General features: G+C 41.5%; 12 protein-coding genes. 7 read left to right on the top strand and 5 right to left on the bottom strand.

The annotated features are described in order from the left end of the window. The first annotated feature begins 22 nt into the window (after positions 1-22). The 4 genes from BM375_RS15615 (at position 23) to BM375_RS15600 (ending at position 4354) form a co-directional block, all read left to right on the top strand. Complete coding sequence (locus tag BM375_RS15615; RefSeq protein ID WP_093367425.1) at positions 23-982, top strand: FKBP-type peptidyl-prolyl cis-trans isomerase; 960 nt, start codon at positions 23-25, stop codon at positions 980-982. Between the two features lie 171 nt (positions 983-1153). Then, a complete protein-coding gene (locus tag BM375_RS15610) occupies positions 1154-1936 on the top strand; it encodes a TatD family hydrolase (RefSeq protein ID WP_093367424.1) in 783 nt (260 codons plus the stop codon). 8 nt (positions 1937-1944) lie between these two features. After that, the gene (locus BM375_RS15605; RefSeq protein WP_093367422.1) at positions 1945-2967 is read left to right on the top strand and encodes an asparaginase; all 1023 of its coding nucleotides are present in this window, start codon (positions 1945-1947) and stop codon (positions 2965-2967) included. 91 nt (positions 2968-3058) lie between these two features. Further along, positions 3059-4354, top strand: coding sequence for a sensor histidine kinase (locus BM375_RS15600; protein WP_093367420.1), 1296 nt, complete (start codon positions 3059-3061; stop codon positions 4352-4354). Positions 4355-4362: 8 nt separating this feature from the next. Here BM375_RS15600 and BM375_RS15595 read toward each other — a convergent pair whose 3' ends face one another. The 4 genes from BM375_RS15595 to BM375_RS15580 form a co-directional block, all read right to left on the bottom strand. Continuing rightward, complete coding sequence (locus BM375_RS15595; protein ID WP_093367418.1) at positions 4363-5445, bottom strand: dipeptidase; 1083 nt, start codon at positions 5443-5445, stop codon at positions 4363-4365. A gap of 4 nt (positions 5446-5449) precedes the next feature. Continuing rightward, entirely contained in the window at positions 5450-6556 is a 1107-nt protein-coding gene (locus BM375_RS15590) for a D-TA family PLP-dependent enzyme (RefSeq protein ID WP_093367417.1), read from the bottom strand. 2 nt (positions 6557-6558) lie between these two features. Beyond that, positions 6559-7032: a RidA family protein gene (locus BM375_RS15585; protein ID WP_212611702.1), complete on the bottom strand. Its 474-nt coding sequence runs from the start codon at positions 7030-7032 to the stop codon at positions 6559-6561. 71 nt (positions 7033-7103) lie between these two features. Next, on the bottom strand, positions 7104-8432 hold the full coding sequence (locus tag BM375_RS15580) for a gluconate:H+ symporter (RefSeq protein WP_093367413.1): 1329 nt from the start codon (positions 8430-8432) through the stop codon (positions 7104-7106). A gap of 209 nt (positions 8433-8641) precedes the next feature. Here BM375_RS15580 and BM375_RS15575 point away from each other — a divergent pair, with 209 nt between their 5' ends. Then, on the top strand, positions 8642-9232 hold the full coding sequence (locus tag BM375_RS15575) for an MCP four helix bundle domain-containing protein (protein WP_139227623.1): 591 nt from the start codon (positions 8642-8644) through the stop codon (positions 9230-9232). 48 nt (positions 9233-9280) lie between these two features. On the opposite strand, the gene BM375_RS15570 is transcribed toward BM375_RS15575, so the two are convergent. Further along, positions 9281-9997, bottom strand: a complete 717-nt coding sequence (locus BM375_RS15570) for an MIP family channel protein (RefSeq protein ID WP_093367410.1) — start codon at positions 9995-9997, stop codon at positions 9281-9283. Between the two features lie 315 nt (positions 9998-10312). On the opposite strand from BM375_RS15570, the gene BM375_RS15565 reads away from it, so the two are divergent. Then, positions 10313-11350 carry a UDP-glucose--hexose-1-phosphate uridylyltransferase gene (locus tag BM375_RS15565; protein ID WP_093367409.1) on the top strand — a complete coding sequence of 346 codons (1038 nt, stop codon included), beginning with the start codon at positions 10313-10315 and terminating at the stop codon, positions 11348-11350. Positions 11351-11358: 8 nt separating this feature from the next. Next, entirely contained in the window at positions 11359-12531 is a 1173-nt protein-coding gene (galK, locus tag BM375_RS15560) for a galactokinase (RefSeq protein WP_093367407.1), read from the top strand. The last annotated feature ends 31 nt before the right edge of the window (positions 12532-12562 follow it).

Raw genomic sequence — 12562 nt, 5'->3', positions numbered from 1 at the left:
CAATAGTGATTATATCAAAAAAATGAAGAAATCAATTTTATTCCTTTCAGCTGCTGCTACTTTGTTAGCTACCGCAGCTTGTCAAAATTTCAAAAAAGGTCCAGGTGGTCTTGAATATAACATCGCCAAGGATGCAGGAGCAGAAAAAGCTGAAGCCGGAGACTTTCTGGTTGCACATATCGAAGTATACACCGATAGAAAAGACTCGTTGCTAAGCAGCACTTACGATTTCGGTATTCCACAGCCTATCAACGTTGTTGGCGACTCTATCCCAGGCACATACCCTGGTGACCACAATACTGTGTTGAGAATGTTGGGTGAAGGCGATAGCGCTGTCTTCCGTATCAATTTGGATACTATGGCTGCTAAAACAGGTCAACCAAAACCTGAAATCGCGGATAAATACTTCACTTTTAAAGTAAAAGTTCAAAAACACATCAAAAAAGGTCAATTGACTGATTCAGCATTGTTCGCACAAATCAACACCTACATGGAAGAACAAGTGAACAGCCTTAAAAATGCAGAAGAAAGCAAATTGGCAAAATATGTAGCTGACAAAAAATTAGAACCAAAGAAAACAGCTTCTGGCCTTCAATATGTAGTTAAAGAAGAAGGTAAAGGCAACAAACCTGTCGTTGGTGATACGGTTGTTGTGAACTATGTTGGTTCTTTGGTTTCCGGTAAAATTTTCGACACGAACAATGTAGAATTGGCGAAAAAAGAAAGCCTTTTCAACCCAATGCGCCAATACGAGCCTCTTCGTTTCCGTATTGGACACGACCCTGTAATCCAAGGATGGACTGAAGGTATGCAGTTAATCAACAAAGGTGGTAAAGCAACGTTATTGGTTCCTTCTAACTTAGGTTATGGTGAGCGTGGCGGTGGCCGTGATATTCCTCCATACGCACCGTTGGTCTTCGAAGTTGAATTGGTAGACATTATTCCTGGTCCTGCTGCTGATACTGCAGCTCCACAGCAGTAACGAAAACTAAACATCTGATACAAAACGGGGCCGTTAGAAATTAACAGCTCCGTTTTTTTATTGCCAAAATACCAACAATTTCCCCTTTGATTTAACATTTTCTTTTTTCTGCACATCGGATTAGGCTTTATAATAAGAATATTCTAATTTTAGAGCCTTTAAACACTGATAATGCCCGAAGAAGAATTCATCCTGACCGACACACATACGCATATTTATTACCATGCGAACTCATCCAAATTGGATGAACAGTTGCAACGTTGTTTTGAAAGAAACATATACCGCCTTTTCCTACCCAATGTGGACAGCGAATCCATCCAACCCGTTTTGGATACAGTGAACGCTTATCCCCAGAATTGTTTTCCCATGTTGGGATTGCATCCCTGTTCCGTCAAGGAAAACTATAAGGAAGAGTTAGATATTATTGGTAAAGCATTAGCCGATAATAAAGTGTATGCAGTTGGTGAGATTGGTCTGGATCTCTATTGGGACAAATCTACCTTGGAAATACAGAAAGATGCCTTCCGTACACAAGTCGCCTGGGCAAAGGAACTTAACCTGCCTATTGACATCCATTGTCGGGAAGCCTTTGATGAATTGTTTCCGCTATTGGAAGAATTAAAGGACGAAAAGCTATTCGGTATCTTACATTGCTTTACCGGTACTTTAGAACAAGCACAGCGAGGTATTGACTTAGGCTTTGCTTTAGGTATTGGCGGTGTGGTAACCTATAAAAAAGCAGGGTTGGATGCCGTTGTACGTGAAATAGATCTCCACCATCTTGTTTTGGAGACGGATGCCCCATATCTTGCTCCCACGCCATATAGGGGGAAGGAGAATGAGAGCAGCTATTTATATCATGTTGCAGAAAAAGTAGCCGACCTACATCAAATCAGCGTTGAGGAATTGGCAAAGATTACTACAGAGAATTCTAAACGTATCTTCAACATTTAATACCAATCATGCAAAATATATTTATCATATATACAGGCGGAACCATCGGAATGGTTCAGGATCACGCAACAGGGAGTTTTGTTCCTTTCGACTTTGAACTTATTGCCAGCAATCTGCCAGACCTAGCTCGTTTAAATTACAAGCTGACCGTACATTCTTTTACGCCAATCATCGATTCTTCCAACATGAAACCCTCCATTTGGGTCGAAATGGCACAATTGATTAAGGAGAATTACGACCATTATGATGGCTTTGTGATATTACATGGCTCGGATACCATGTCTTTTTCGGCTTCCGCATTAAGCTTTATGCTGGAAGGCTTACAAAAGCCTGTGATTCTTTCCGGTTCGCAGCTACCAATCGGCGAGATCCGTACCGATGCGCGTGAAAACCTCATGACAGCATTAGAAATTGCGTCTGCGAAAGAAAATGGAAAATCCATTATCCAGGAAGTATGTATACTTTTTGACAACAAACTTTTCCGTGGCAACCGTTCCTTCAAATATAACTCGGCTAAATTTGAGGCTTTCCGTTCCCCAAATTATCCGGTATTGGCAGAAGCAGGCATCCATATCAACTATAATCGCGAGGCTCTGCTGGACAACACAGACCGGGAATTTATCATGCATACGGAGTTAGACAACCGTGTAGGCGTGTTGAAACTGTTTCCCGGTATCAGCCCGTCTTTTGTCCAATCCATTCTGGATGCGGATGTGCGCAGTATCGTGATGGAAACTTTCGGTTCGGGAAATACCATGACCGATGAATGGTTTCTCAGTATGCTGACGGATGCGGTAGCAAAAGGAAAGAATATTGTTGATATTTCGCAATGCAAAGTAGGTTCGGTAGAATTAGGCCGATACGAGACCTCTCAAGGCTTGAAATCATTGGGTGTCCTCAATGGTTATGATATGACTTTTGAAGCTGCTGTCACGAAGCTCATGTATCTTCAAGGACAATTGGCCGACCAAAAAGAAGTTGCTTACTGGATAGAGAAAGATATTCGAGGAGAACTTACTGTTAACGATTAACAGTAAGTTCTTTACAGCACCTTTCCCTATATACAACCAAACTAATTTATTTCTATCTTTACCTAAATTATCATGCCAAGCTACCTGGGGAATGAAAGGGATTTTACTTTTATACAAGCGATTGATTAATATAGGAGTCTATAAGGATATCTCTTATCTAGAGAATCGACGTACACAAATGCTTAACTTCATCGCTTTATGTTGTGTTCCTCTCACGCTTTTTTTTACCATCTATAACTTTTCGGACGGCCGGTATATCCTTTCCGCTATTAATGCAGGTAACTTTCTGGTATCTTTCTTAGTTTACCCACTTCATTACAACCGGCAATACGGTAAAGCTCGCTTCATATTGTTGGGGTTCAACTTTATCCTCTTCGCCTCTGGCAGTTACTTTTTTCACAACGGAGCGATCTATTTTCTTTTAAGTGCTTTCATTGTATCCATTTTAGTGTACGATAAACGCTGGATACCTATTACGACAGGCATTTTAACTGTTATTATTATTATTCTCGTTGAATTTTACCCCTTCCCCAACCTCATGCCCACACCTCTGCCAGAAGGCCGAAAAATGTTCAACATGGTAACGGCTATTTTGTTCATAGGGTTTATTATCAGTTTTTTTAAACATATCCAATACGGTTATCAAAACAAGATTAGAGAGCAAAACGAGCAACTGAAGGGAATGAACCGCAATATGCAAAAACTTTTTTCTATCATTTCTCATGATATAAAAAGTCCCTTAGCTTCCCTACAGAATACACTCATGCTTTTTCGACAAAACCTATTGTCCGAAGAAACAACGAAGGAATTTGTCCATCAGATCAACAAGCGAGTTTCTCACCTGAATATCACCATCGAAAACCTTCTACAATGGAGCAGTAGCAACCTACAGGATATCCAAGCGCATCCAGATCATATATCACTATTGGGCGCTGTAAAAGAGACCTCTCTTTTTCTGGAGGGGATCATTACACATAAAAATATAACACTCGATATTCATATAGATCCTGAGCTTTTTGTATTTGCAGATCGTAACCAATTAGCGATGATACTACGCAATGTCATCAATAACGCCATAAAGTTCAGTTATTCTGATGATGTAATTGCTATAATAGCAACTTCTGACAAGAAGAACATTACCCTTCAAATCATTGATAACGGAATGGGCATTACAGAGGAACAGTCCAACTTATTATTTCAAACATTACAGTCCCCAACTTTCGGAACACAGGGAGAGCGCGGTTCAGGAATAGGCTTACTGCTGACTAACGAATTGGTACAACAAAACCAAGGTTCCATAGCCGTGAAAAAAAATAAGGAGAGAGGAACAACCTTCACAATTATCCTTCCTGTCGGTACAATACAGCGGAAGATTGTCCTTGCATAATTTTTTTCTTACAGAGCTCTTCGCATAAAGCGCAACCAATTGCCGTGGGCAATCTTATCTATATCTTCTGCTGTATATCCTCGATTTCTTAGTATGGGAAATACCTTTTGAATATCAGCAATGGTTTCCAAGTCGTAGGGACATTGCTCTCTACCAAATGCCCCGTCCAGATCACTACCCACTGCAACATGATCTGTATTTCCTGCCAATTGGCAAATATGATCGATATTGTTTGCCATGATCTCCATATTACAGTTGGTAGAAATTGGTGTGGATTGACCACGTATCCAATTTGGCACCATCATCCAAGCATCCAACGCCACACCAATAACAGCATCCCGCTCGATCAATGCCCGAATCATGTCATCACTGAACTGACGGTTATGGTCAACAAAAGTTCGACAATTATTATGACTTGCCCATACCGCCCCCTGATAACGTCCCAATGCGTCCCAAAATGCATCATCATTCAGATGCGTAGCATCCATAATCATGCCCAAGCGATCCATTTCCCTTAGCAAAGCAACACCTTGATCGTTGAGTTTTCCTCTGGCATCTGTACCATTAGCATATCGTCCCGGTCCATAATGAGCGGGACCTATCGCACGCAAACCATATTGATAAGCTTTCTCCACATAACTTATATCAACAATCGAGTCAGCTCCTTCCAAGCTTAAGATATACCCAATGGGATTATCTTGGTTATCACTTCTATGTTCCCACTCCTCTATATGTGCATCCAATTGTTCACGGCTACAAATCATACGCATGTGTCCGTCTGCCTCCATAGCTTTGTACCAGGCCAACTGTCCTTGGGTTTGTGCCCAAGCTTGTTCTGGCGAATACCAACCCGGCAGTGGGCTTCCAGGTTCCACATATCGAGCTATCTGCGTTACTACGACCAGACCAATATTCCCTTTCCGTAACTCTTCAAAAGTAATCGTCGCCTTTCCTCTATCAGGTTTATCCGTCATGCCCTCTTCCCGACGGTTCAGTTCGTCTATTGGTATCCGTAAATCCCGATTCCATTCCATGGCATTCATACTCAAGTCCAGATGCGCATCTATCAAAAAAGGTATTTTCTCGTTCATCAGTTTAAAAGTTTAACATTCTATTCCGGGCAATAACATTCCATGTATCTACAGATACTTGCTCTTCAATTACAGAGACACGGTCATAAAGAGCCACCGTTGGGCATATATGCCGGGGTACGGCATACAATACGGTACCAATAGGATATTGACTGCTGTCAGGCACTTCTAAAACCAAATGTTCTTCACTTTGGAACAACGATTTTGCCTCTTCTACATTCAGGAAAGTAACACGAGGCAAAGGACTTTCAGAAGCCACAGCTTTATAACCCAGATCTATGCAAATATGCTGCTCATCGATAACGGATATAACCCTCGTCAATAATACCGCCGCATAAACAAACTCTTGCTCTGGTAACAGATCACTATAACCCCAATCCCAAAATACAAATGTCCCTGGACTACAAATCACATCCGAACGCGTAGCATGTGCAGTGAATGATGGGCTTCCACCAATTACCATCTGCAAGGGCAAAGCAACATTTGCCTGTAAAAAGTCAAATCCTTTTTTTAACAAAGCATAACTGGCATCACTTTGCTCTCGGCGCACAGTCAAATCCGACGCATGAATATGCCCATCATAACCATGTATCCCTTGCAAGGTCAAGTATTTTTGTATCTGTAATTGTTCCAGCAACTTTGGTAATTCGTGAGAATCAGCACCTGTCCTCCCCATTCCCACATTGAGATCTACATAAACCGATAGATTCAGATTTTCGTCTTGGCCTATATCCCCCAATGACTTAATACTGTCCACATGGTCTACCAAACAAGAGAATTGTATCAACGGATACGCTTTCAAAAGCTGCACCCAACGTTGCAGCTTTGGTCCAACTGGCTGATAAGCCAAGAGCACTTCTTTTGCGTTCGCCATTGCCAACATTTCGGCTTCGGCAATGGTCGAACATTTGAATTGCGTAATCCCTTCAGCGATCATTAACTGACAGACCTCTATCATTTTGTTGGTCTTAACATGGGGACGCAACCTATCCGTATTATTTCCGACCAAGGCTTTCAATAAGCGAATATTGTATTTTATGCGCTCGGGATAGACCAATAGTGCCGGTGAATCTATCTGATCTACGTTCTCTACCTCGTACCAGTTTTCCATCGCTAATCTTCGTGCAATTCAAAAAGCGCTTCGATCTCAACAGGAATATTATCTGGCAGAGAACCAAACCCAACTGCACTACGTGTACCTATACCGTTTTCTTCCCCCCACACAGCTGCAAAAAGTTCGCTACAACCATTGATAATATAAGGGTGTCGTTCAAAATCTCCTGTACAATTCACCATTCCCAACACCTTGATAACACGTTTAATCTTATTCAACGAACCAAGATTCGTTTTGATAGTAGATAACATGGTTAACCCCACTTGCCTTGCTGCAAGTTTACCTGCTTCAGCATCCATATCTTTACCAATACGTCCAATAATAAGTTCTGCATCATCTTGCACAGGCCCGTGTCCTGATAGATAAAGGTATTTCCCGTCAATCACATAAGGCTTGTATACGCCTTTTGGCGCAGGTGCCGGTGGTAAACTCAATCCTAATTCTTCAAATTTTTCATCTGCATTATACATCATCTATCTATTTTTTTTTGTTTTATAAATTTACTATTTGTCATCACTCCCTTTACAGCCATCACTTTATCGCATTAAATCACAAAGGATAACCCAAGTACACCAATCAAACCAACAATCGCAACTAAAGCTTCCATTACCGACCAAGAGCGTAAGGTGTCCTTCACGGTAAGCCCGAGGTATTCCTTGAACATCCAAAACCCGGCATCGTTGACATGAGAAAACATCAGACTTCCTGCCCCAATAGCCAATACCATGAGGTTAGGATCAACTCCGGACGATTTCAGCAAAGGCAATAACACGCCTGCCGCCGTCAAGGCGGCAACCGTTGCAGAACCTACACACCCACGTATTACCGCGGTAATCAACCAAGCTAAAATAAATGGATGAACCGGCAATGTCTGCAAGCTTTCTGCCAATTGCAAGCTTACGCCACTTTCCTCCATAACCTGTTTAAACACACCAGAACCGGCAATGATCAACAAGATCATGGCAATATCTTTTACGGCTTCCCCATAAATGGACATAATTGATTTCATGGATCGCCTCTGTCGTAGGCCCAATGAATAGGTCGCATAGGCTATGGCCAAGAGCATCACAATAGCAGGAGAGCCCAAAAAGCTGATCAACTCATGTGCAAAAGTATTAGATGGTGGAACAATATAAGGCAAAACTGTAAATAATATCAATAAAGCCACCGGTAATAAAGCGGTAATAAAACTATTCCATGTTGTTGGCGCATGATGTAGGCTATCCTGTACTGTACTTTCTGTTGGCTGAAACACTTCAGATTGACTCGTTTTAATATGACCTAATGTTTTTCCAAACAATGGTCCTCCAACAATAATTGCCGGAACCGCAATGACAAGACCATATATCAATGTCAACCCCATATCAGCCTCAAACAAAATCGCTAAAGCAACAGGCGAAGGATGAGGAGGAATAAAACCATGTGTCACGGATAATGCAGCTAACATAGGCAAACCAATATAGACCGCAGAGAGTTTATATTTATATACGATAGAAAATATCAAAGGTACGAGCAAAACAAACCCAACCCCATAAAATAAAGGAATCCCCACCACAAAACCGGTAAACGCCATCCCCCATTGCAAATTCTTGATACCAAACAGACGAACCATTACGCCTGCAATCTTCTCGGCAGCACCTGTTTCAGCAATGAGTTTACCAAGCATCGCCCCCAATACGATGATTAAAGTCAAGCTTCCCATAATTCCGGCAATGCCTTTCTCTACCGTAGTAGGGATAGCAGTCAAAGGAATTCCCAAAGCAACCCCTGCTAATATGGAAACAATAAGAAAGGAAAGGAAGGCATTGATTTTAAAATAGGTGATAAAAACTATCAACAAAAGTAGGCTTAGTAAAACTATTGCAAATACCATTTAGTTTATATGTGTCAGTTATGAAGGTTTATGAAGTTCCTTTTTCCGGAAGCCTCGGTTATTGTTATTGGCTAATATAAGGAATATTGAGAAACAAAGAACAACACATTCTCGAAATAATTCATTAAATTGTCTGGATTATAAACTTAACGCATCGCGTTTAACAGTTAATTTAAGGATTTATGTGGGCATTTGCGATAAAACAAAAAATGACAGCGGCGATACTTTTGTTCACCGTGATTAGCTTGGTGATGCTGACCAATATGCGTGAACAACGAATTGCTACACAGATAAGTACAACGGTCACCTCCATATACGAAGATCGATTGGTAGTGGCACAATATATTCTCCAACTGTCAAAAAAAATAGAAGGTGTTATCACGGTATTGGAAAGGGAAGATAATGAGATTACTACACGTGTACATGACTACTTAGTCCAGATTGCCACCCTCAATGACTTATACGAAAAAACATTTCTTACGGAAATAGAAAAAAACAATTTTGAGGCTTTCAAACAGTTGTGTCAAGATATATCCAAAAACAACAAAACGGGCAACCATGACGCAACATTATTGGCTGCACGTGAAGCAGGCGACACCTTACAGATTCTATCCTTAATACAGGTAGAAGAAGGCAAAAACCAATTAGATGAGGTCCTCAACATGACCTCCTTCTCGAACATACTCTCCTATTTGGAGTTAGCAATTCTCATTGTCATCGCCGTTATCATACAAGTGCTTGTATTTGCTTCAAAAACAATGATGGGAGCAAAAAAACCAACACATGAAAATTTGAACTAATTGAAACCTGAAGGCGTAAGTGTGCCTTCAGGTTAACAATGAATTTTATTAGGATTTCGGTTCAATAGCTTTCCAAGTGAACGCAGCAACAACTGCACCGACAATAGGTGCAACAATGAATAGCCATAGCTGTGACAGAGCCTGCCCCCCAGCAAGGATAGCTGGACCAAATGAACGAGCCGGATTTACGGAAGTACCTGTAACAGGAATAGCGACAAGATGGATCAGCAATAAGGCAAAGCCAATTGCTAGGCCCGCCATAGTAGAATTACCCACAGTTGAAGTTGTTGCTAAAATCACGAAAAGGAACACAAACGTCAAGACTGCCTCGATAAGAAATGCTGCCGTCACACCGTATTCATTTTGGTAACCGGTTCCCCATCCGTTGGAACCATAAGCCCATTCACCCCCGGTAAAGCCTGCCAATTGTCCCTGAAGAATCTGCTGTAATACAAATGCTCCCAATAGCGCACCGATAAATTGTGCTGCGATATAAACCCCAGCATCTTTTACGGATATTCTTCCTGCTGTCAACACACCTATGGTAACGGCCGGGTTAATATGACACCCTGTAATACCGCCAATGGCATAAGCAAAAACAACTACGGAAAGTCCAAATGCCGTAGAAATACCCAACAGCCCAAGTCCTGAAAGCCCTCCAGCTGTGTCAACTCCTGCAATAGCCGCCGCTCCGCAACCAAACAGAACCAAGCCGAACGTACCTATCAGTTCAGCCACAAATTTTGATGATGTTTTAATTTTCATAAATTACATAAAATTAATATTAAGGAAATTTACAACTACTTTATAAAAGAATAAAATCGAATAAAATATTTGTAGATATTCATTTACAACACATTACGGTAGAAAATATTTTTTTTAAAGGATAAAACATTTTACAAAAAAATGTATCTTATTTTTATGTTTAAAATAAACGAAGGATTGAAGACTTCCAAAGTTTGCGAAACTTAGGAAGTCTAAACTCTACTCACACCCCATATATCCAATCAAAAGTATTGTGAAAACCGTTCAAAAAAATTAACTTAGAAAACGCTTAACAACACAAACCTGATAAGACTTATGTTTGATTTTGATCAACCTCATCTGCGTACCAATATCCTGACTGGAGAAAAAGTTCTGGTTTCACCACATCGGAGTGCCCGTCCTTGGCAAGGACAGGTAGAAGCTGGACAAACGGAAACCCGGCCTACTTACGACTCACAATGCTATCTCTGTCCTACCAATACGCGAGCCAACGGAACACAAAATCCTGATTACAAAAACGGTTTTGTCTTCACAAACGATTTTTCAGCGTTATTGCCTAACCCAAATGCAGAAGGTACATTTGATAATGATCTACTTCAAGCCGAGACCGAGCGTGGGATTTGTAAAGTTATTGCCTTCTCACCCCGACATGATCTTACGCTGCCCGAAATGGAAGAGACTGATATTGCGGCTATAGTTGACCTTTGGCAAGAGGAGTTTATGATGTTAAAACAAACACCATGGATTCATTATATACAGATATTTGAGAATAAAGGATCCATTATGGGCTGTAGTAATCCCCACCCTCATGGTCAGATCTGGGCACAACAATCCATTCCTGTAGAAATTAAGAAAGAAGGCAAACAGCAGCTTGCTCATTATCAGCGAACAGGACGCTCACTCCTGCAAGACTATATCGCTGCAGAGGAAAAAGAGCAAAGCCGCATCATTATTAATAACGAACATTTTCTGGTAGTCGTCCCATTTTGGGCAATCTGGCCATATGAAACATTGGTACTCAGCAAGCGTCATTGTCAGCATATCGGACAGTTCACCGACATAGAAAAGCTCAGCTTAGCCCATACACTTAAAGAGTTAACAACCCGTTATGACAATATCTTTAAAACCTCTTTCCCTTATTCGGCCGGGATGCATCAAAGCCCCGTAAACACGGAGGAAATGCCTGAATGGCATTGGCACATGCACTTTTATCCACCCCTACTGCGTTCGGCATCCGTCAAAAAATTCATGGTGGGATATGAAATGCTGGCCAGTCCACAACGGGATATTACACCTGAATATGCCGCCAAAATATTACAAGAACAATCTACGACACACTATAAAAAATCTTAACCACCCCTATGTTTGACATTGCAAATTTTAAACAACGTTTTCAAGAACATTATGGTGAAAACCCCGTACTATTGGTCAAATCACCGGGTAGGATTAACCTTATCGGCGAACATACCGATTACAACGAAGGATATGTACTCCCCGCCGCCATTGATAAGTATATCTACGTAGCATTGAGCAGTCGCGACGATACAGAAATTCATCTGTATTCCGCTAGCTACCAACAAAGTTTCGCCACCTTAACAACAAAAAACGATCTAAGTGATGCCCCTGAGTGGGCAAAGTATATTTTAGGAGTGGTACAGCAGATACAGGCTAGAGGTCGTCACATTAATGGTTTTAATATATCCGTAGACGGCGACGTACCATTAGGTGCAGGTTTGTCCTCTTCAGCAGCCTTAACCTGTGCCGTAGGCTATGCGCTCGACAATCTATTCTCATTGGGACTATCTCGGCAAGATATCGCCTTAATCGGTCAACAAACAGAACATGAAGCCATTGGTCTGAAATGTGGCATCATGGATCAATTTGCTTCGGTTATGGGGAGAGCACAGCATGCCATACAATTAGATTGCCGAAACCTGAGGTATGACTATATACCTTTGCAATGGGGTGAATATGAACTGCTGCTCCTGAACACCAATGTGAAGCATTCCTTAGCCACATCAGCCTATAACGATCGACGGGCCGCTTGCGAACAGGGAGTAAGTTGGGTGCAGGAAGCTTATCCCGAAGTGCAATCTCTTCGTGATGTGACTTTACAACAGCTAATGGTGTATGTACAACCTAAGTCGGAAGACGTTTTCACCAAATGTCTGTTCGTCATCAAGGAAAACCAACGTCTATTAGACGCTTGCCAAGCATTACTCCGTAAGGATATCGAACGCTTCGGGGAACTATTGTTCGAAGCCCATTGGGCACTGAGTCGGGAATATGAAGTAAGCTGTGCAGAATTGGACTTTCTCGTTTCTGCGGCGCAAGAACATCCCGATGTAATCGGGGCACGCATGATGGGTGGTGGTTTTGGCGGTTGTACCATTAACCTCGTAAAAAAAGGACGTTCTGCCGACTTTATACAACAGGTCGCTCCACAATACGAAACACAATTTGGACATGCCTTCACACCTATCGACATCGCTATTGGCGAAGGTTCATCATTGGTTACAAGTGGTGAAGCATAATTATAAAGTTAAATCAAAAACACAAGCTATA

The organism is Sphingobacterium wenxiniae (assembly GCF_900116225.1).
In the GTDB taxonomy this organism is placed as follows: Bacteria; Bacteroidota; Bacteroidia; order Sphingobacteriales; family Sphingobacteriaceae; genus Sphingobacterium; species Sphingobacterium wenxiniae.
Note: the sequence above shows the minus strand (reverse complement) of the source record. Positions and strands in the feature narration are given on the sequence as shown.